This window comes from Streptomyces sp. NPDC096048, assembly GCF_044763415.1.
GTDB lineage: Bacteria > Actinomycetota > Actinomycetes > Streptomycetales > Streptomycetaceae > Streptomyces.
Map to the genome: position 1 here is coordinate 201,011 of NZ_JBIWGG010000009.1, position 19,386 is coordinate 220,396.

Consider the following 19,386-nt stretch of genomic DNA (forward strand, 5'->3'; position numbering starts at 1 on the left):
TCGGCCCCGTCGCGAACCCCGCCGGCCCCGCCGGGAACCCCGCCGACACCGCCGTGCCCCCCGCCGACACGGCCGCGCCCCGGACCCGCGGGACAGGCGTCCTGAGCCTCCTCCTCGCCGCCGCCCTCGTCCTCGTACCGGCACCCGCCGCGCACGCCGACGGCATCCGCGCCCAGCAGTGGGCCCTGGACGCCATGCACACCCAGGAGGCGTGGGAGACCACCAGGGGCGCGGGCGTCACCGTCGCTGTCCTGGACACCGGCGTCGAGGCCGACCACCCCGACCTGACCGGCAACGTGCTCACCGGCAAGGACCTGGTCGGCTTCGGCGCGAGCGAGGGCGACCGCGCCTGGGCCCGGCACGGCACCGCCATGGCCGGGATCATCGCCGGGCACGGACACGGCGCCGGCAACGCCGAGGGCGTCATGGGCATCGCCCCGGAGGCGAAGATCCTGCCCCTGCGCGTGATCCTGGAGGACGGTGACCCGGCGCGCGCCAAGGCCCGCAAGACCCGCGGAAACGCCCTCGCCGAGGGCATCCGCTGGGCCGCCGACCACGGCGCCGACATCATCAACCTCTCCCTCGGCGACGACTCGGCCTCCGCCCACCCCGAACCCGCCGAGGACGAGGCCATCCAGTACGCCCTGGGGAAAGGCGTGGTCGTCGTCGCCTCGGCCGGCAACGGCGGCGAGAAGGGCGACCACATCTCCTACCCGGCCGCCTACCCGGGCGTGATCGCCGCGACCGCCGTCGACCGCTACGGCACCCGCGCCTCCTTCTCCACCCGCCGCTGGTACGCCACGGTCAGCGCCCCCGGCGTCGACGTGATCATCGCCGACCCCGACCACCGGTACTACGAGGGCTGGGGCACCAGCGCCGCCTCCGCCTTCGTCTCCGGCGCCGCCGCCCTCGTGAAGTCGGCCCACCCGGATCTCACGCCGGCCCAGGTCAAGTCCCTGCTGGAGGACACGGCCCGCAACGCCCCCGCCGAGGGCCGCGACGACTCCCGCGGCCACGGCTTCGTCGACCCCGCTGCGGCCATCGAGGCGGCCGGACGGCTGAAGCCGGAAGGGCTGAAGTCGGCGGCGTACGGCGAGAAGTACTTCGGCTCCGGCCCGGACGCCCCGGCCTCCGACGACGACACCTCGGCCTGGGCGGCCCCACTGGCCGGCAGCGCGGGCGGCGTCATGATCGTCGCGGCCGTCGTCCTGTGGCGGGGCCGCCGCGAACGCTACGACGACTTCTGACCCGGGGCGGCGTCGTCGGCCGTGCCGCCCTCACCGGCGAACACGGACACCGCCGCACGTGCTGCCGCCTCGATGAGCGAGATCCCCTCCGCCAGGGTCGCGCTGCCCCGCGACACCACCGCCACCATGTGGTCGTGGCCACCCGATGTGACCCGCCCGATGCTGTTGACCACCCACAGTCCGGTGGTGCCGCGCCGCAGCCAGCCGTTCTTCAGCGCCCACCCGGCCCCCTCGACACCGCTGCCACCGTCGGCCGCGGCCGAGACACCCCACCGCTGGCCGTCGGCGATCCGGCCCATCAGCCCCCGCACATACGCCCGTGAGGCCTCGCTCAGTTCCGAGCCGTCCGCCACGAACACCTGCCGCAGCAGCGCGACCTGGTCGGCGGCCGTGGTCCGGGTCAGCCCCCACAGCGGGCCGTCGCCGCCGTCCGTCCCCGTCAGGCCGAAGCGCTCGTTCGCGGCGTCGAGCCCGTCCGCCGTCCCGATCGCCCGCCACAGCGCCGACGCCGAGTCGTTGTCGCTGTCCTCGATCATGGCGACGGCGTACGCCTTCTCGGCCGCGGTCAGCGCCCGCCCGGCGTCCTGCGCCTGGAGCAGCAGCGCCGCCAGGATGTCCACCTTGACGATGCTCGCCGTCTCGAAGACACCCGTGCCGTACGAGGCGCTCTCGCCGGAGTCCGCGTCGAGCACCGCCACGGACACCTCGGCGCCGTCCGCCACGGTCACCGACGCCATGGCCGAGGCCAGCAGCGCGTCACGGTCCACGACCGGCTCGACCGTCTCCACCGATGCCTCCCGCCCGAGGGTGCCGAGGCCGACGACGATACGGCGCCGCCCGCACCGGGGCGCCCGTCGCCCGCGGCTCGGCCGAAGTCGCTCGGGAAGCGGGCCCCGGGCCGCCGGGACGGAACCGCTCCGCCCCCACGATGTGCCGCACCTTGACCGGGCGCACGACCACCGCGATCCGTCGAGAGCGGACGGCGTCGTCAAAGGTCGCGGTCATCCGGCGAGGCTACCCACCATGATCGTCACCGCCGCCGGGCAGGGGAGGCCGCGGCAAGCGGTCAGCCCCGCTCGACTAGGGTCGGGAACCGTGGCCGACAAGAACATCCCCGACTCCGCATTTTCCGACGACGACGGCTCCGCCGACCCCCGGCTGAGCGCGGCGCTCGCCGCCTGGGCCGAGGACCGCACCGCCCTGGGGCCCGTGCTGGAGACGCTCAAGGGCGCCCGGCTGCTCGTGCCCGTGGTGGCCGTCCTCGGGGAGGTGGAGGAGGACGAGAACGGGCTGCGCCGCGAGAAGAGCAGCGACATGGCCGTTCCCACGCTGAAGGCCGGCGACCGCACCGCCCTGCCCGCGTTCACCTCCACGGACTCGCTCGCCCGCTGGGACGCCGGGGCCCGTCCCGTCGCCGTACCCGTGCACCAGGCGTTGCGGGCCGCCGCGCACGAGAAGGCGGACACGGTCGTACTGGACCTGGCCGGGCCGGTGCCGTTCGAACTGACCGGAGCGGTGCTGCTGGCGCTGGCCGAGGGCCGTACGACGACCGATCCACTGCAGGACCCGGCCGTCGCCGAGGCCGTACGCGCCGCTGTGGCGGCCGAGCCGGCCGTGCTCCGGGCGCATCTCGGGCCGGGACGGGCCGACGGCACCCTGGCGCTGCAACTGGAGTCCGGTGCCGACCCGGCGAGGGCCGCCCGCGCCGTCGCTGAGCGCCTTGCCGCCGACGAAACACTGAGGGCCCGCCTGGTGCGGGGCCTCGACCTGGCACTGCTGCCGGCCGGGGCGACGCCGCCGGGCGAGCCCTTGTACGTGAGGGAACAGGGTCAGCCGTAGATCGGCCCCGTGTACTTCTCGCCCGGTCCCTGACCGGGCTCGTCCGGAACCAGGGAGGCCTCGCGGAAGGCCAGCTGGAGCGACTTGAGGCCGTCGCGCAGCGGGGCCGCGTGGAACGAGCTGATCTCGGTCGCGGTCGCGTCCAGCAGACCGGCCAGCGCGTGCACCAGCTTGCGGGCCTCGTCCAGGTCCTTGTGGGCCTCGCCCTCCTCGGTCAGTCCCAGCTTCACGGCGGCGGCGCTCATCAGGTTGACGGCGACCGTCACGATCACCTCGACCGCGGGAACCTCGGCGATGTCGCGGGTCATGGCATCGAAGTCGGGCGTCTCAGGAGGGGTGTCACTCATGCCGCACACGATAGGCGCAGGGCGGTGGGCGGCCCCACTCGGTCTCGGTTAGCCCTTCCCCTGCCGAGCTGCTAACCTTGTGTAACGACCGGTCGGACACGCACGCCCCACGGCGGCGCGCCCGGCCCACAAGTGGAGGCTTTCGAACTCCCACCTGGCCGTCCCACGGACGGCGGGTCACCGGTCAGGCGGTCCCGTCCCAGCGGCGGCGACCAGCCCGAAATCGCGCCCCGCGACCATCGCGGCGGTGCTCCGGTAGTAGTTCGAGGAGCCCCGCGTGTGATCGTCCGGGGCATTTTTGTTGCGCCGGCGCGGTCAGGTCTATCGAACACAGACGTTACGCGGCTGTCCGCCAGACCGTCGCGTGGTGCTACCGAGGAGGATCCATCAGCGCCGAGCCCCGCATCAACGACCGGATTCGCGTTCCCGAGGTGCGACTTGTCGGTCCCAGCGGCGAGCAGGTCGGGATTGTCCCGCTTGCCAAGGCCCTGGAGCTTGCGCAGGAGTACGACCTCGATCTCGTCGAGGTCGCGGCGAACGCCCGTCCGCCCGTGTGCAAGCTCATGGACTACGGGAAGTTCAAGTACGAGTCGGCCATGAAGGCACGTGAGGCGCGCAAGAACCAGGCGCACACGGTCATCAAGGAGATGAAGCTCCGGCCGAAGATCGACCCGCACGACTATGACACCAAGAAGGGTCACGTCGTCCGGTTCCTCAAGCAGGGCGACAAGGTCAAGATCACGATCATGTTCCGTGGTCGCGAGCAGTCCCGGCCCGAGCTGGGCTACCGACTGCTGCAGCGTCTCGCGGAGGACGTGGCCGACCTCGGGTTCGTGGAGTCGAACCCGAAGCAGGACGGCCGAAACATGATCATGGTCCTCGGTCCGCACAAGAAGAAGACCGAGGCGATGGCCGAGGCTCGCCAGGCGCAGGAAGCCCGCAAGGCGGACGCGAAGGCCAACCCCGGCAAGTCGCAGAACGCCGCGGAGTCCGACGATGCGGACGCCGAGGCTCCGGCCGAGGCACCCGCCGAGGCGTGACCCCGGGGGACGCCAGTCCCCAGGACGTAACCGATACAAGCGACGCTCCACCGTGCCCGGTTTCACGACCGGGCATCGGAGCGCCACCGACGAGGAGAGAACGGCGCTATGCCGAAGAACAAGTCGCACAGCGGTGCCAGCAAGCGCTTCAAGATCACCGGCTCCGGCAAGGTGCTCCGTGAGCGCGCCGGCAAGCGCCACCTGCTCGAGCACAAGTCGTCCCGCGTGACGCGTCGCCTCACCGGCAACGCCGAGATGGCCCCGGGCGACGCCGCGAAGATCAAGAAGCTTCTCGGCAAGTGACGTACGGGCGCCGCTGAGCGCCGTACGGCAGGACCGGGACCCAATCGATACCGGGCCGCGTGAGTATCACCGCGGCCCCGCTACAAGGAGTTAAAAGTGGCACGCGTCAAGCGGGCAGTCAACGCCCACAAGAAGCGCCGGGCGATCCTCGAGCAGGCCTCCGGCTACCGCGGTCAGCGTTCGCGCCTGTACCGCAAGGCCAAGGAGCAGGTCACCCACTCGCTGGTCTACAACTACAACGACCGCAAGAAGCGCAAGGGTGACTTCCGCCAGCTGTGGATCCAGCGCATCAACGCCGCTGCCCGCGCCAACGGCATCACGTACAACCGCTTCATCCAGGGCCTGAAGGCCGCCAACGTCGAGGTCGACCGCAAGATCCTCGCCGAGCTGGCCGTCAACGACCCGAACGCGTTCGCCGCGCTCGTCGAGGTCGCCCAGAAGGCGCTGCCGAGCGACGTCAACGCGCCGAAGGCCGCGTGACGCCGCGCTGGCTCTGAGCCATCGTCGAAGGGACCCGCAGGCTTCAAGCCTGCGGGTCCCTTCGATTGCCGTCGTTCGGTTCGTTGTCCACCGCGGGCGCGTTGTGGCTGGTCGCGCAGTTCCCCGCGCCCCTGGGGGCGCGTTGCAGTTCCCGTCGATCAAAACGTGAAGGTGAGCAAGAGTGCGACCCGCCAGCCCCGAGCTGATCTCTCCCCGTTCCCCCAGGGTCCTCGCCGCGCGGCGGCTGGCGAAGCGGAACTTCCGGGGCAAGGAGCGGCTGTTCCTGGCCGAGGGGCCGCAGGCCGTGCGGGAGGCCGCCGGCTATGGGGACACGCTCGTCGAGGTGTTCGCCACCGTCGAGGCCGCCGAGCGCTACGCCGACATCATCGGCGCGGCCCGTGACGCCGGTGCGCGCGTCCACCTCGCCGCCGAGCAGGTGATCGAGGACATCTCCACCACCGTCACCCCGCAGGGCCTGGTCGGGGTGTGCCGGTTCGTGGACACCCCCTTCGACGACATCCTCGCCGCCCGCCCGGCGCTCGTCGCCGTCCTCGCCCACGTCCGCGACCCCGGCAACGCCGGAACCGTGCTGCGCTGCGCCGACGCCGCGGGCGCCGAGGCCGTCGTGCTCACCGACGCCTCCGTCGACCTGTACAACCCCAAGGCCGTACGCGCCTCCGTGGGCTCACTGTTCCACCTGCCGGTCGCCGTCGGCGTACCCGTCGAGCGGGCCGTCGCCGGGCTCAGGGACGCCGGGGTCCGGGTCCTCGCCGCCGACGGGGCGGGGGAGCACGACCTCGACGCCGAGCTGGACGCCGGCACCATGGGCGGCCCCACCGCCTGGGTGTTCGGCAACGAGGCCTGGGGGCTCCCGGAGGAGACCCGCACCCTCGCCGACGCCGTCCTGCGCGTCCCGATCCACGGGAAGGCGGAGAGTCTGAACCTCGCCACCGCCGCCGCCGTATGTCTCTACGCGTCGGCGCGTGCACAGCGTGCCGCCGGAGGGTGCCGCAGCGTCACCGAGAGCTAGTAGGGTGACCAGCTCAAGGCCCCTGCGCGGTTGAGAGGTGGGGTACGGGAATGAGCGTCGGCACGAGCAGCGCACCGGGTGCACGGGAGGCGCCGCGTCCGCCCGCGCCCCGCACACCCGGTGATCTCGCCGACCTCGGCATCGACCCCGACGAGCTGCCCGACGGCCTCGTCGTCGCGGACGAGCGGGGCCGGGTCGTCTGCTTCAACGCGGCCGCCGCCCGCATCAGCGCCGTCCCCGCCGCCGAAGCCCTCGGCGAGCAGCTGGAGAAGGCGCTTCCCCTGGAGGACATCGAGGGGCGGCGCTGGTGGCAGCTGACCGATCCCTACGGCGGGCTGGCCATCCGCGTCGGCCAGCCCGAGCGCAACCTGCTGCTCCCCGGCGGACGGGAGGTCCTCGTCTCCGCCCGCTACGTCCGCACCCGGCCCACCGGCCCCGTCCACCGCGTCGTCGTGACCCTGCGCGACACCGAGGCCCGCCGCCGCACCGAACGCAGCCACGCCGAACTGATCGCCACCGTCGCCCACGAACTGCGCTCCCCGCTCACCTCCGTCAAGGGCTTCACGGCCACCCTGCTGGCCAAGTGGGAGAGGTTCACCGACGACCAGAAGCGGCTGATGCTGGAGACCGTCGACGCCGACGCCGACCGGGTCACCCGGCTCATCGCCGAGCTGCTGGACATCTCGCGGATCGACTCGGGCAGGCTGGAGGTCCGCCGCCAGCCCGTCGACATCGGCGCCGCCGTCGGCCGCCACATCCAGGCGTACGTCGCCGCCGGCCAGGAGGCCGACCGCTTCCTGCTCCGCCTCGCGCAGCCCCTGCCGGACCTGTGGGCCGACCCCGACAAGGTCGACCAGGTGCTGAGCAACCTGCTGGAAAATGCCGTGCGGCACGGCGAGGGAACCGTCACCATCGACGTCACGCCCACGGCGTCGCCCCGCGAAGGGGAGGACGTCGGCACGTCGGTCACGGTGAGCGACGAGGGGGCCGGCATCCCGGAGGAGTCCATGAACCGCGTCTTCACCCGCTTCTGGCGGGGCAGCAAGCGCGGCGGCACCGGCCTCGGGCTGTACATCGTCAAGGGCATCGTCGAAGCCCACGGCGGCACCATCACCGTCGGCCGCGCCCCCGGGGGCGGCGCCGAGTTCCGATTTACGTTGCCCGTGGCGGCTCCGGCGTATCTCACCTGAGACGGCCGACGCCCCCACGGGCGTAATCCGCGTTCCACAGCCCCGTTAGACTCGGTCTTTGGCACCTTTGCGTCCAGTTCCGCAGACGAAGCGTCCCAGCCCCGTCTCCGGACCGTAGACGGGGCGTCCCAGCCAGCCAATCGGAAGCACGGGAAGAGATGTCGGCACCGAATAAGTCGTACGACCCTGTCGAGGTCGAGGCGTTGAAACCGGAAGAGATCGAGCGCATGCGGGACGAGGCGCTCGCCGCCTTCGCCGCCGCGGACTCCCTCGACGCGCTCCAGGAGGCCAAGGTCGCCCACACCGGCGGCACCTCGCCGCTGGCGCTGGCCAACCGCGAGATCGGCGCCCTGCCCCCGCAGGCCAAGGCCGAGGCCGGCAAGCGCGTCGGCATGGCCCGCGGCGCCGTGAACAAGGCGCTGGCCGCCCGCCAGGCCGAGCTGGAGGCCGAGCGCGACGCGCGCGTCCTGGTCGAGGAGGCCGTGGACGTCACGCTGCCCTACGACCGCGTACCGGCCGGCGCCCGCCACCCGCTCACCACCCTCTCCGAGCGCATCGAGGACGTCTTCGTGGCCATGGGCTACGAGGTCGCCGAGGGCCCCGAGGCCGAGGCCGAGTGGTTCAACTTCGACGCCCTGAACATCGGCCCGGACCACCCGGCCCGCGGCGAGGCCGACACCTTCTTCGTCCAGACCGCATCCGACAGCGGCTCCGCCGCGGGGTCCGGCGGCACCGAGTCCGGTGTCGTGCTGCGCACCCACACCTCGCCCGTGCAGATCCGCTCCGCGCTGGAGCGCGAGCTGCCGGTCTACGTGATCTGCCCCGGCCGCGTGTACCGCACCGACGAGCTGGACGCCACGCACACCCCCGTCTTCCACCAGGTCGAGCTGCTCGCGATCGACGAGGGCCTGACCATGGCGGACCTCAAGGGCACCCTGGACCACATGGTCCAGTCGCTGTTCGGCGCGGAGATGAAGACCCGGCTGCGGCCGAACTTCTTCCCCTTCACCGAGCCGTCCGCCGAGATGGACATGCTCTGCTACGTCTGCAAGGGCGCGTCCGTCGGCAACCCCGACCGGCCCTGCCGCACCTGCTCCAGCGAAGGCTGGATCGAGCTCGGCGGCTGCGGCATGGTCAACCCGCGGGTGCTCACCGCCTGCGGCGTCGACCCGGAGAAGTACAGCGGTTTCGCCTTCGGGTTCGGCATCGAGCGGATGCTGATGTTCCGCCACAACGTCGAGGACATGCGAGACATGGTCGAGGGTGACGTGCGCTTCACCCGGCCTTTCGGGATGGAGATCTGATGCGGGTCCCGCTTTCTTGGCTGCGGGAGTACGTCGACCTGCCTGCCACGCAGACCGGCCGTGACGTCCAGGCCAAGCTCATTTCGGCCGGGCTCGAGGTCGAGACCGTCGAGCACCTCGGTGCCGACCTCAAGGGCCCCCTGGTCGTCGGCCAGGTGCTGACCATCGAGGAGCTGGAGGGCTTCAAGAAGCCGATCCGCTTCTGCACCGTGAACGTCGGCCGGGCCAACGGCACCGGTGAGCCCCAGGAGATCGTCTGCGGCGCCCGGAACTTCGCCGTCGGCGACAAGGTCGTCGTGGTCCTCCCCGGCGCCACGCTGCCCGGCGGCTTCTCGATCAGCGCCCGCAAGACGTACGGCAAGACCTCCCACGGCATGATCTGCTCCGGCGACGAGCTGGGCATGGGCGACTGGGGGCCCCCCCGGACGGAGTCTGGGGGAGGCTCGCACGGCATCATCGTGCTGCCGCCGGAGACCGAGGTCGGCAAGGACGCCATCGAGCTGCTCGAACTGGTCGACGAGGTCCTGGACATCGCCGTCACCGCCAACCGCGGCGACTGCCTGTCCATCCGCGGCGTCGCCCGCGAGACCGCCATCGCCTACGGCCTGCCGCTGCGCGACCCGGCCCTGCTCGACGTGCCCGCCCCGAACGCCTACGGCTACCCGGTGAAGATCGCCGATCCCACCGGCTGCGACCGTTTCACCGCCCGCACGGTGACCGGCCTCAGCGCCGAGGCGCGGTCCCCGATCTGGCTCCAGCGCCGGCTCCAGAAGGTCGGCATGCGCCCGATCTCCCTCGCCGTGGACGTCGCGAACTACGTGATGATGGAGCTGGGCCAGCCGCTGCACACCTACGACCGTTCCCTGGTCCAGGGCACCATCGGCGTGCGCCGGGCCGAGGCGGGCGAGAAGATCGTCACCCTCGACGGCGTCGAGCGGAAGCTGCACGCCGAGGACCTGGTCATCACCGACGACCGCGGCCCGATCGGCCTCGCCGGCGTCATGGGCGCCGCCAACACGGAGATCGCCGACCACGGCGACGCCGAGAACGCGACGAGTGACGTGGTCGTCGAGGCCGCCCACTTCAACCAGGTGTCCGTCGCGCGCACCGCCCGCCGCCACAAGCTGTCCTCCGAGGCGTCCCGGCGTTTCGAGCGCGGCGTCGACCCCCAGGCCGCGGCGGCCGCCGCCCAGCGGACCGTCGACCTGCTCGTGCTGCTCGCGGGCGGCACCGCCGAGGCCGGCGTCACCGAGATCAGCGCCCCCTCCGCGCCGCACACGATCAGGGTGCCCGCCGACCACCCGGACCGGGTCGCGGGCGTGGAGTACGGCCGCGAGACCGTCGTACGCCGCCTCCAGCAGGTCGGCTGCGACGTGTACGGACAGGACGAGCTGATCGTCACCGTGCCGTCCTGGCGGCCCGACCTCACCGACCCGAACGACCTGGCCGAAGAGGTCATCCGCCTGGAGGGCTACGAGAACCTGCCCTCCACGCTGCCCAGGCCCCCCGCGGGCCGCGGCCTGACCGCCCGGCAGCGGCTGCACCGCCGCGTCGGCCGGGTGCTGGCCGGCGCCGGTTACGTCGAGGCGCCGAACTACCCGTTCGTCAGCGAGCAGGTCTTCGACCAGCTCGGGCTGGACGCCGACGACCCGGCCCGCCGCGTCGTCAAACTGGTCAACCCGCTCAGCGACGAGGAGCCCGCGCTGCGGACCACGCTGCTGCCGGGTCTGCTGAGCGCGCTGCGCCGCAACGACGGCCGGGGCTCACACGACCTGGCGCTGTTCGAGACCGGCCTGGTCTTCCACCCTCGCGACGAGCGGAAGACCGCCGCCAACCTGCCCGTCGACCGGCGCCCCAGCGAGGACGACCTCGCCGCGCTGGACGCCGCGCTGCCCGACCAGCCGCGGCACGTCGCCGTCGTCATGACCGGCGCCCGCGAACAGGCCGGCTGGTGGGGCAAGGGCCGTCCGGCCGACTGGGCCGACGCCATCGAGGCCGCCCGGTCCGTCGCCCGCGAGGCCGGCGCCGAACTGGGCTCCCGCAAGGGCCAGTACGGTCCGTGGCACCCGGGCCGCTGCGCCGAGCTGACGGTCACCGTCGACGGCACCGAGCGGGTCGTCGGACACGCCGGTGAGCTGCACCCGCGCGTCCTGAAGACGCTGGGCCTGCCCGCGCGCAGCTGCGCGATGGAGCTGGACCTCGACGCGGTGGAGCGGGTCGGCGACGACACCCCTCAGGCGCCGGGCATCTCCACCTTCCCGGTCGCCACGCAGGACGTCGCGCTGGTCGTCGACGCGTTCGTCCCGGCGGCGGAGGTCGAGGCCGCGCTGCGCGAGGGCGCCGGTGAACTGCTGGAGTCCATCCGGCTGTTCGACGTCTACGACAACGCGGAGCAGCTGGGCGAGGGGCGCAAGTCCCTGGCGTACGCGCTGCGCTTCCGCGCGGGGGACCGGACGCTGACGGTCGACGAGGCCTCCGCGGCCCGCGACGCGGCGGTTGCCCTCGCGGGCGAGCGGGTCGGAGCGGTGCTGCGTAGTTAGGGGTTCGCCCCAGGGGCGTGGGGTTTCCGCCGGGTCGGCGACTGCGGGCAGTCGGTGACCGGTCGCGCGGTTCCCCGCGCCCCCTGAGGTATGTCACCCTGACGCCGATGAGGGGCGCGGGGCTGTGACATGTACGGCTCCGCCGCGCGGGCGCGACCAGCCATCGCGCATCCGCGGCCGGGAACGCACCCGCACACTGAACGGCGATCAGTCGCCCCGCGAAGCCGGCGGAGCCGTCCGCCCCGCCACGGAGTGTCGGGCAGGCAGCCGGGCGGACGGCGTGGAAACGGGCCGCCGCACTGTACGAGGGGGAGCCGGCGGCCCGGCCGGCCTCTTTCGAGGGAGTCAAGTCAACCGGCCCGGAACTCTCCGCGACAGCGTGCACACGGTGCGGATGCGCGTACTCCGATCACACCCCGTGTGAAGTCCGACGCACTACGCTGTCGGCACCGAGTCACCGGGGGGCACCCATGCAGCCCAACACCCTGCTCGACGCGATCCTCGACGAGGCCGGGGTCTCGCACGCGGGACTGGCCGCGCACGTCAACCAGGCGGGGAGAGCGCGCGGGCTCGCGCTGAGGTACGAACACACCGCCGTCGCACGGTGGTTGAAGGGGCAGCGACCGCGCGGTCAGGTGCCCGACCTGATCTGCGAGGTCCTCGCGTCCCGACTGCACCGCCCCGTCACCCTCGACGACATCGGCCTCGGCGTACCCGGTGAGCCGGCCGCCCCGCACACCGGTTCACTGTCCGGGTTCGTGGAGCGCGCGACCGCCCTGTGGCGCTCCGACCAGCAGCAGCGCCCGCACATCCTCGGCGCGCCCGCGCTCACCGGCACGCCCGCCGTGATGCCGGTGTGGGAGTGGGAGAACCCGCCCGAGGACGTGGACGTCTCCCGGGGCGGCCGGCACCGGGTCACCGCGGGCGACCTGGAGACGCTGCGCTGCGCCCGTGCCCACTACGAGCAGATGTACCGCAAGGCCGGCGGCGTGGCGACCCGCGCCCGCATCGTCGGGTTCCTCAACTCCGAGGCCGCCCCGCTGCTGCGCGGCGGCTACACGGACGCCACCGGCCGCCAGCTCCACCGGGCCACCGGCGGCCTGGTCGCCGTCGCCGGTATCTGCGCGTACGACTCCGACGCGCACGGCCTCGCGCAGCGCTACTTCCACCAGGCTCTGCGGCTCGCGAAGGCCAGCGGGGACCGGGGGCTCGGCGCCTACGTCATCGCCCTGCTGGTCAACCAGGCGCTGTTCATGCGGGAGAACCGGCAGGCCGTCGCCTTCGCCGAGGCCGCCCTGCGCACCGCCGGACGGCACATCACCCCGGCCCTCGCCTCCGACCTGTACGCGATGCAGGCGAAGGCGTACGCCCACCTCGGCGACGGCACCAGCGCGCTGTCCTGCATCCGGCGGGCCGAGCAGGCCGCCGAGCGCATCCGGCGCGGATACGAACCCGACGAGACCGGCTATGTCCAGCCCGGCCTGGTCAACGTCCAGGTGGCGGAGGCGTTGCTGAGCCTCGGTGATCTGGCGGCGGCGGGGGAGCACGCCGCGGCGGCCGTCGACAACCCCGCGCACGACCGGGGCCGCGTGCACCGGCTCGCCATGCTCAGCACGATCGAACTGCGCCAGGGCAACGCCGACAAGGCGGTGGCGACCGCGGTGCAGATGGCCGAACAGGCCCGCGGTATGGAGTCCCAGCGCCTGCGCGACAGACTCCGCGCGGTCCGCGAGCACCTGGTGCGCAGCGGTTGCGCGGGCACCGCGGAGGCCGCCGAACTCATCGACGGGGCGCTGCGCGTACCCCTGTGACCGCCAGGTCCCCGGGCACCCCGCGCCCGCCGCTGCGCCGTGTGCGGCCACCGTGCGCCTGCTACCGGGACGCCAGGGCTGCGATATTGCCACCTACTCCAGGAAAGGTGGCAGAACAGTGCAGTGGACGAAAGAGAACGAACAAACCGTGTACTCGAACCGCTGGTTCAGCGTCAATCTCGCCGATGTCGGGCTGCCGGACGGCCGGCATCTCGACCACTTCCTCATACGGATGCGCCCCGTGGCCGTGGCCACGGTCGTGAACGCGGCGGGCGAGGTCCTTCTGCTGTGGCGGCACCGTTTCATCACCGACAGCTGGGGCTGGGAACTCGCGGCGGGTGTCGTCGAGGACGGTGAGGACGTGGCGGTGGCCGCGGCCAGGGAACTGGAGGAGGAGACCGGCTGGCGGCCGGGACCGCTGCGCCACCTCATGAGCGTGGAGCCGTCCAACGGCCTCACCGACGCCCGGCACCACATCTACTGGGCCGACGAGGGCGCGTACGTCGGACACCCCGTGGACGACTTCGAGTCGGACCGCCGGGAATGGGTCCCCCTCAAGCTCGTTCCCGACATGGTCGCCCGTGGGGAGGTCCCGGCCGCCAATATGGCGGCCGCGTTACTCCTGCTGCACCATCTCCGGTCCTAGCTAGTGCCCGAGGGCCTGCCACACCGCCACGACCAGGGCACCCAGGGCGGTGAGGACCGCGACCGAGGGAAGAGGCCAGCGGGCGTGCTCCAGGGCGGTGAGCCGGGCGTTCAGCTCTTCCAGCTCCTTGGCGCTCTCCTCGGTGCGATGGGCGAGCAGGGCCAGCCCGCCCTCGACGCGGGCGTACGCCACATCGAGCCGGCGCCGTAACTCCGCGAGTTCTCCTTGATGGACGGAATGCTCGGGATCGGCGGTCACGAACCGCTCCTTTCCGTAGTCGTCTCACGTCCCTTGCATGTGCATGGTGAGTCAACCCGCCTGGTGGGCGCATGGGGAGAGTGTGCGAGCGGCATATGCGGGCCCGATGCGCACACGCCGTGTGAATGCCGTGGGCCCGGCACCTCGTCAGGTGCCGGGCCCACGGATCGTCACTCTTCGTGTCAGCCGTACGAGTAGAAGCCCGAGCCGCTCTTGCGGCCGAGCCGGCCCGCGTCGACCATGCGCTGGAGCAGCGGGGGAGCGGCGTACAGCGGCTCCTTGTACTCCTCGTACATCGAGTACGCGACCGAGGAGACCGTGTCCAGGCCGATCAGGTCGGACAGCTTCAGCGGGCCCATCGGGTGGGCGCAGCCCATCTCCATGCCGTTGTCGATGTCCTCGCGGCTGGCGATGCCCGACTCGAACATCCGGATCGCGGAGAGCAGGTACGGGATCAGCAGCGCGTTGACCACGAAGCCGGAGCGGTCCTGGGCGCGGATGGAGTGCTTGCCGAGCACCTTCTCGGTGAACAGCTGCGCCCGGCTGAGCGTGCCCTCGGAGGTGGTGAGCGCCGGGATCAGCTCGACCAGCTGCTGCACCGGGGCCGGATTGAAGAAGTGGATGCCGATGACGTGGTCGGGCCGCGAGGTGGCGACCGCCAGCTTCACCAGCGGGATCGAGGAGGTGTTGGAGGCCAGGATCGCGTCCGGCCGGGTCACGACCTGGTCGAGCACCTGGAAGATCTCGGTCTTGACCTGCTCGTTCTCGACGACGGCCTCGATCACCAGATCACGGTCGGCGAACTCGCCGAGATCGGTGGTGAAGCTCAGGCGCGCCTGCGTCGCGTCCCGCTCCTCCTCGGTGATCTTGCCGCGCTCGGCCGCCTTGCTCAGCGAGTTGTACAGCCGGGTGCGGCCGATCTCCAGGGCCTCGCCGGTGGTCTCGGCGACCATCACCTCCAGACCGGAGCGGGCGCACACCTCGGCGATGCCCGCCCCCATCTGACCGCAGCCCACCACGCCGACGCGTGTGATATCTCCCGAGATGCCGGTCACATCGTCCCTTTCGCTGACTTCACGGCTGTGGCAGCAGGCGTACCGGGGTCCCCGGTGCCTGCTCCGATCGAGCACGTTACCCCCGAATGGTCACGGATCCGTCTCCCGGGTCGGGCATGCTGGGTTCCCCCTCACGATCCGTGACCGTGCGGATCCGAAGCGTTCAGGAGGTCTTCCCATGGGCCGTGTCTCGCGTCGTGCCTTCACGGTGGCGGCGTTGTCGGCGTTCACCATGGCGCCCCGGGCGTCGGCGGCGCCGATCCCGTCGGGCGCACCGACCCCGCCGACAGCCCCGGGAGGCCCCGCGGCGGGGCCTCCCGCCCGCCGTGCCGTCACCGGGATGCGGGGCATGTGGCTGGCCACGGTGGCCAACCGCGACTGGCCCACCCGCGCGGGGCTGCGCGCGGCGGAGCAGCGCGCGGAACTGATCGAGCACCTCGACAACGCGGTCCGGCACCGCCTCAACACGGTGATCTTCCAGGTGCGTCCGACGGCCGACGCGCTGTGGCCGTCGGCGTACGAGCCGTGGTCGGAGTACCTCTCCGGCAGCCAGGGCCGCGACCCGGGCTGGGACCCGCTGGGCACCGCCGTGCAGGAGGCCCACGCCCGCGGCCTGGAGCTGCACGCCTGGTTCAATCCGTACCGCGTCGCCACGCACGACGACCCGGCCCGCCTGGTGCCCTCGCACCCCGGGCGCAGGAACCCCGCGTGGGTGGTGCCGTACGGCGGGAAGCTGTACTACAACCCGGGGCTGCCCGAGGTCCGGGCGTTCGTCCAGGACGCGATGATGGACGCGGTGGAGAAGTACGCCGTGGACGGTGTCCACTTCGACGACTACTTCTACCCCTACCCGGTGGCGGGCCAGAGCTTCGACGACGGCGGCACCTACAGCACCTTCGGCAGCGGCTTCGCCACCAAGGCCGCCTGGCGGCGGGAGAACATCGACCTGCTGGTGCGCGAGACCGCGGAACGGGTCAGGAAGGTCCGGCCGGCCGCCCGCTTCGGCGTCAGCCCGTTCGGGGTGTGGCGCAACGCGGCCACCGACGCGAAGGGCTCGGACACCAGGGCGGGCGTGCAGACCTACGACGACCTGCACGCGGACACCCGCAAGTGGGTGCGCGAGGGCTGGCTCGACTACATCGTGCCGCAGCTGTACTGGAACATCGGCCTGGACGCCGCCGACTACGCGAAGCTGCTGCCCTGGTGGGCGGAGGTGGCCAAGGGCAGCCGGACGCAGCTGTACGCCGGTGAGGCCCTGTACAAGGCCGGCGACCCGGCGCAGCCCGCCGCGTGGCAGGACCCCGCCGAGCTGTCCCGGCACCTCGCGCTGGCCCAGCAGCACCCCGAGGTGCGCGGGCACGTCTTCTTCTCCGCGAAGGAGGTGGCGGACGACCGGATCGGGGCGATGGCGCGGGTGAGTGCCGACCACTACGCGCGGGCGGCCGGCACCTCCCGCCACAACGGGTAGGGCCGGCGCCGGCTAGAGCTGGATCTCCCTGTGCCGGATCTCGGAATCGGGGCCGGGCGAGCACACCGCCTCGTGCCCGTCCTCGAACCGGACCCGGTACGGGGGTGCGCCCTCCTCGCCCATGACTTCGACGATTTCCGCGACCTTGTCGTGCTCACCGACAACCCGGCCGTGCTGGATCAGCTGGTCGCCCTTGGTTGCTCGCATGCGTGAGGCCTCCTCACCTGTGTGCCGCAGGGCAGGCCCTACCCCCGGGCCCGCTGGGTGACCGCGATGCACACGAGTACCGCCGCGGCCGTCAGCGGAGCGGCCACCGTCAGGTGCTCACCCAGGAGAAGTACCGACCACACCAGTGTGAGCAGCGGCTGGGCCAGTTGCAACTGGCTGGCCTTGGGGATGCCGATGGCGGCCATGCCCCGGTACCAGACGACCAGGCCCAGGAACTGCGAGCCCGCCGCCACCCACAGCAACCCGGTCACGCTGTGCGCCGTCAGGTGCACCGGCTCGAAGGACAGGGCCACGGCGGCCATCGGCACGGTCAGCGGCACGCACAGCACCAGCGCCCAGCCGATGACCTGCCAGCCCGGCATCACCCGGGCCAGCCGGCCGCCCTCGGTGTAACCGGCCGCGCACACCAGCAACGCCGCGAAGAGACAGGCGTCGGCCGTGGTCAGGGCGCCGCCGCTCTGCCGCACCGTGAAGGCGAGTACGGCCGCCGCACCCGCCAGGGCCGCGATCCAGAAGGTGCGCGAGGGGCGGGTGCCGAGACGCAGCGCGGACAGCAGCGCGGTGGTCAGCGGAAGCAGGCCGACCACGACGGCGGCGTGTGCGGTGGTCGAGGTCTGCAGCGCGAGCGTGGTCAGCAGCGGGAAGCCGAGGACGACGCCACCACCCACCACCGCGAGCCCGAACCAGTGCCGCCGCTCGGGCAGCGCCACCCGCAGCATGAGCAGACAGCCACCCGCGATCACCGCGGCGAGGATGCTGCGCACGGCGATCAGGGACCAGGGGCCGAAGCCCTCCAGACCCCATGCGGTGGCGGGGAAGGTGAGGGAGAAGGCGACGACACCGAGGGCGGCCTGCAGGGTGCCGAGCGAGCCGGTGCCGGACGACCCGCCGCCCGGCGAGCCGGTGCCGGCTGTGGTGGCCGGGCCGCCGACCGCTATCGCCGTCGATCCAGTAGCGCTACTCTGTGCTCTCATGCACGAGCGTAGCAGTGTCGCTGAACTGGCCGACCAGTTGCGGCGGGAACTCGACCGCTACTCACCCGGCGGAAAGCTCCCGTCCAGCCGGGCCCTCGTCGACCGGTTCCGGGTGAGCCCGGTGACCGTCTCCCGCGCTCTGGCGCAGCTGTCCGCCGAAGGGCTGGTGGTCACCCGGCCCGGCGCCGGGGCCTTCCGTGCCCGGCAACGCGAGTCGGCCGCGCCCTCCGGGGACACCTCGTGGCAGGAGGTCGCGCTCAGCGCCGACGGTGCCGCCGACCTCGTACCGCGCTCGGTGGACGCTTCCGGAGTCCTGGTCTCGCTGGCCGCGCCGCCGCCCGGCGTCGTGGAGTTCAACGGCGGCTATCTGCACCCGTCGCTCCAGCCGGAGCGGGCGATGGCGGCGGCCCTGTCCCGGGCCGGGCGGCGGCCCGGTGCGTGGGGCAGGCCGCCGATGGAAGGGCTGCCGGAACTGCGGGAGTGGTTCGCGCGCAGCATCGGCGGGGCCATCACGGCGGCGGAGGTGCTGATCACCTCGGGCGGCCAGTCCGCGCTCACCACCGCCCTGCGCGCCCTCGCCCCGCCCGGCACCCCCGTCCTCGTCGAGTCCCCGACTTACCCCGGCATGCTGGCCATCGCGCGGGCGGCCGGCCTGCGCCCGGTGCCGGTCCCCGTGGACGCGGACGGTGTGCGCCCCGCCCTGCTCGCCGACGCCTTCCGGGCGACCGGTGCCCGCGTCTTCGTCTGCCAGCCCTTGTTCCAGAACCCGACCGGTGCCGTGCTCGCCCCCGAGCGGCGCGGTGAGGTGCTGCGCATCGCCCGCGCGGCCGGCGCCTTCGTCGTCGAGGACGACTTCGTACGGCGGCTGGTGCACGAGGACTCGGGGCCGCTGCCCGCCCCGCTCGCCGCCGACGACCCGGACGGCGTCGTCGTCCACGTCTGCTCGCTGACCAAGGCGACCTCGCCCAGCTTCCGGGTCAGCGCCCTGGCCGCGCGCGGACCGGTGCTGGAGCGGCTGCGGGCCATCCAGGTCGTCGACACCTTCTTCGTGCCCCGCCCCCTCCAGGAGGCGGCGCTGGAACTCGTCGGCTCCCCCGCGTGGCCCCGCCATCTGCGCGCGGTCTCGGCGGAGTTGAAGGCCCGCAGGGACGCGATGACGTCCGCACTGCGCCTGCACCTGCCCGAGGCGTCCCTGCCGCACATCCCCTCCGGCGGCTACCACCTGTGGCTGCGCCTGCCCGACGGTACTGGGGGCACCTCCCAGGCTTTCGGCTCCGGGGGAGAGTCGGCGCTCACCTCGGCGGCCCTGCGGGCGGGCGTCGCGATCACCCCGGGCCGCCCGTACTTCAGCGCCGAACCCCCGGCCGCCCATCTCCGGCTCAGTTTCGCGGCGGTCGGGGGCGTCGGAGAGATCGCGGAAGGGGTGCGGCGCCTGCGCACGGCCTGCGCGGAGGTGCGCGGCGAACGTCCGTGAAGGGTCGACGCGGGCGGCCTTCGCCTGGCGGTGCGACGTGTGGGTCGCCCCCGCGGTACGCGTCGTGGGCCTCGGTACGGCGCTGGTCGCGGCCGTGCGCGCGTACCTGCTGCCGGGCATCCCGACCAGTGGATGACGCTCGCCTTCGGCCG

Annotated in this window: 19 protein-coding genes; 13 read left to right on the top strand and 6 right to left on the bottom strand. The window is 72.6% G+C overall.

Annotated features, from left to right (window positions below; all coding sequences use genetic code 11):
- Nucleotides 1–53 precede the first annotated feature (53 nt).
- Nucleotides 54–1,247 (top strand): type VII secretion-associated serine protease mycosin, encoded by a 1,194-nt coding sequence (mycP, locus tag ACIQ6R_RS25515; protein WP_404180129.1) that lies wholly within the window; start codon nt 54–56, stop codon nt 1,245–1,247.
- On the opposite strand, the gene ACIQ6R_RS25520 is transcribed toward mycP, so the two are convergent.
- Nucleotides 1,232–2,035 carry a serine hydrolase gene (locus ACIQ6R_RS25520; RefSeq protein ID WP_404223642.1) on the bottom strand — a complete coding sequence of 268 codons (804 nt, stop codon included), beginning with the start codon at nt 2,033–2,035 and terminating at the stop codon, nt 1,232–1,234. The two genes, mycP and ACIQ6R_RS25520, sit on opposite strands and share 16 nt — an antisense overlap.
- 307 nt (nt 2,036–2,342) lie before the next feature.
- Between ACIQ6R_RS25520 and ACIQ6R_RS25525 the strand changes: the two genes are divergently transcribed.
- Nucleotides 2,343–3,086: an SseB family protein gene (locus ACIQ6R_RS25525; protein ID WP_404223644.1), complete on the top strand. Its 744-nt coding sequence runs from the start codon at nt 2,343–2,345 to the stop codon at nt 3,084–3,086.
- On the opposite strand, the gene ACIQ6R_RS25530 is transcribed toward ACIQ6R_RS25525, so the two are convergent.
- On the bottom strand, nt 3,077–3,433 hold the full coding sequence (locus ACIQ6R_RS25530) for a DUF1844 domain-containing protein (protein WP_310874228.1): 357 nt from the start codon (nt 3,431–3,433) through the stop codon (nt 3,077–3,079). The two genes, ACIQ6R_RS25525 and ACIQ6R_RS25530, sit on opposite strands and share 10 nt — an antisense overlap.
- Before the next feature lie 386 nt (nt 3,434–3,819).
- Between ACIQ6R_RS25530 and infC the strand changes: the two genes are divergently transcribed.
- From infC to ACIQ6R_RS25575, 9 genes are all read left to right on the top strand, one after another.
- Nucleotides 3,820–4,473: a translation initiation factor IF-3 gene (gene infC, locus ACIQ6R_RS25535; RefSeq protein WP_404180126.1), complete on the top strand. Its 654-nt coding sequence runs from the start codon at nt 3,820–3,822 to the stop codon at nt 4,471–4,473.
- A gap of 108 nt (nt 4,474–4,581) precedes the next feature.
- A complete protein-coding gene (rpmI, locus tag ACIQ6R_RS25540; protein WP_003977225.1) occupies nt 4,582–4,776 on the top strand; it encodes a 50S ribosomal protein L35 in 195 nt (64 codons plus the stop codon).
- 96 nt (nt 4,777–4,872) lie between these two features.
- On the top strand, nt 4,873–5,256 hold the full coding sequence (rplT, locus tag ACIQ6R_RS25545; protein WP_003977226.1) for a 50S ribosomal protein L20: 384 nt from the start codon (nt 4,873–4,875) through the stop codon (nt 5,254–5,256).
- 181 nt (nt 5,257–5,437) lie between these two features.
- Complete coding sequence (locus tag ACIQ6R_RS25550; RefSeq protein WP_404223646.1) at nt 5,438–6,286, top strand: TrmH family RNA methyltransferase; 849 nt, start codon at nt 5,438–5,440, stop codon at nt 6,284–6,286.
- 50 nt (nt 6,287–6,336) lie between these two features.
- Nucleotides 6,337–7,476: an ATP-binding protein gene (locus ACIQ6R_RS25555; protein WP_404179659.1), complete on the top strand. Its 1,140-nt coding sequence runs from the start codon at nt 6,337–6,339 to the stop codon at nt 7,474–7,476.
- A 158-nt stretch (nt 7,477–7,634) separates the two neighbouring features.
- Nucleotides 7,635–8,780: a phenylalanine--tRNA ligase subunit alpha gene (pheS, locus tag ACIQ6R_RS25560; RefSeq protein WP_404179656.1), complete on the top strand. Its 1,146-nt coding sequence runs from the start codon at nt 7,635–7,637 to the stop codon at nt 8,778–8,780.
- Nucleotides 8,780–11,320: a phenylalanine--tRNA ligase subunit beta gene (gene pheT / locus ACIQ6R_RS25565; protein WP_404223647.1), complete on the top strand. Its 2,541-nt coding sequence runs from the start codon at nt 8,780–8,782 to the stop codon at nt 11,318–11,320. The genes pheS and pheT overlap by 1 nt, the downstream gene beginning before the upstream one ends.
- Nucleotides 11,321–11,790: 470 nt before the next feature.
- Nucleotides 11,791–13,131, top strand: coding sequence for a transcriptional regulator (locus ACIQ6R_RS25570; protein WP_404223649.1), 1,341 nt, complete (start codon nt 11,791–11,793; stop codon nt 13,129–13,131).
- A gap of 118 nt (nt 13,132–13,249) precedes the next feature.
- Nucleotides 13,250–13,777, top strand: coding sequence for an NUDIX hydrolase (locus ACIQ6R_RS25575; protein ID WP_404223651.1), 528 nt, complete (start codon nt 13,250–13,252; stop codon nt 13,775–13,777).
- On the opposite strand, the gene ACIQ6R_RS25580 is transcribed toward ACIQ6R_RS25575, so the two are convergent.
- Together ACIQ6R_RS25580 and ACIQ6R_RS25585 are read right to left on the bottom strand one after the other, a co-directional pair.
- The gene (locus ACIQ6R_RS25580) at nt 13,778–14,035 is read right to left on the bottom strand and encodes a hypothetical protein (protein ID WP_404179644.1); all 258 of its coding nucleotides are present in this window, start codon (nt 14,033–14,035) and stop codon (nt 13,778–13,780) included.
- Nucleotides 14,036–14,217: 182 nt separating this feature from the next.
- Nucleotides 14,218–15,090, bottom strand: a complete 873-nt coding sequence (locus ACIQ6R_RS25585; RefSeq protein ID WP_307852130.1) for a 3-hydroxybutyryl-CoA dehydrogenase — start codon at nt 15,088–15,090, stop codon at nt 14,218–14,220.
- Between the two features lie 178 nt (nt 15,091–15,268).
- Here ACIQ6R_RS25585 and ACIQ6R_RS25590 point away from each other — a divergent pair, with 178 nt between their 5' ends.
- Nucleotides 15,269–16,558: a glycoside hydrolase family 10 protein gene (locus tag ACIQ6R_RS25590; protein WP_404223653.1), complete on the top strand. Its 1,290-nt coding sequence runs from the start codon at nt 15,269–15,271 to the stop codon at nt 16,556–16,558.
- A 12-nt stretch (nt 16,559–16,570) separates the two neighbouring features.
- Here ACIQ6R_RS25590 and ACIQ6R_RS25595 read toward each other — a convergent pair whose 3' ends face one another.
- Both ACIQ6R_RS25595 and ACIQ6R_RS25600 read right to left on the bottom strand, forming a co-directional pair.
- Nucleotides 16,571–16,765, bottom strand: coding sequence for a DUF1918 domain-containing protein (locus tag ACIQ6R_RS25595; RefSeq protein WP_404179638.1), 195 nt, complete (start codon nt 16,763–16,765; stop codon nt 16,571–16,573).
- A 38-nt stretch (nt 16,766–16,803) separates the two neighbouring features.
- Nucleotides 16,804–17,760, bottom strand: a complete 957-nt coding sequence (locus ACIQ6R_RS25600) for a DMT family transporter (protein ID WP_404223656.1) — start codon at nt 17,758–17,760, stop codon at nt 16,804–16,806.
- Between ACIQ6R_RS25600 and ACIQ6R_RS25605 the strand changes: the two genes are divergently transcribed.
- The gene (locus ACIQ6R_RS25605) at nt 17,759–19,234 is read left to right on the top strand and encodes a PLP-dependent aminotransferase family protein (RefSeq protein ID WP_404223657.1); all 1,476 of its coding nucleotides are present in this window, start codon (nt 17,759–17,761) and stop codon (nt 19,232–19,234) included. The two genes, ACIQ6R_RS25600 and ACIQ6R_RS25605, sit on opposite strands and share 2 nt — an antisense overlap.
- Nucleotides 19,235–19,386 lie beyond the last annotated feature (152 nt).

Excerpts from the sequence above, each read along its gene's own strand:
- ACIQ6R_RS25530 (WP_310874228.1), bottom strand. The coding sequence starts at position 3,433 with ATGAGTGACACCCCTCCTGAGACGCCCGACTTCGATGCCATGACCCGC.
- ACIQ6R_RS25605 (WP_404223657.1), top strand. The coding sequence starts at position 17,759 with ATGCACGAGCGTAGCAGTGTCGCTGAACTGGCCGACCAGTTGCGGCGG.
- ACIQ6R_RS25590 (WP_404223653.1), top strand. The coding sequence starts at position 15,269 with ATGGGCCGTGTCTCGCGTCGTGCCTTCACGGTGGCGGCGTTGTCGGCG.
- ACIQ6R_RS25600 (WP_404223656.1), bottom strand. The coding sequence starts at position 17,760 with ATGAGAGCACAGAGTAGCGCTACTGGATCGACGGCGATAGCGGTCGGC.
- pheS (WP_404179656.1), top strand. The coding sequence starts at position 7,635 with ATGTCGGCACCGAATAAGTCGTACGACCCTGTCGAGGTCGAGGCGTTG.
- ACIQ6R_RS25595 (WP_404179638.1), bottom strand. The coding sequence starts at position 16,765 with ATGCGAGCAACCAAGGGCGACCAGCTGATCCAGCACGGCCGGGTTGTC.
- rpmI (WP_003977225.1), top strand. The coding sequence starts at position 4,582 with ATGCCGAAGAACAAGTCGCACAGCGGTGCCAGCAAGCGCTTCAAGATC.
- ACIQ6R_RS25570 (WP_404223649.1), top strand. The coding sequence starts at position 11,791 with ATGCAGCCCAACACCCTGCTCGACGCGATCCTCGACGAGGCCGGGGTC.
- ACIQ6R_RS25555 (WP_404179659.1), top strand. The coding sequence starts at position 6,337 with ATGAGCGTCGGCACGAGCAGCGCACCGGGTGCACGGGAGGCGCCGCGT.
- pheT (WP_404223647.1), top strand. The coding sequence starts at position 8,780 with ATGCGGGTCCCGCTTTCTTGGCTGCGGGAGTACGTCGACCTGCCTGCC.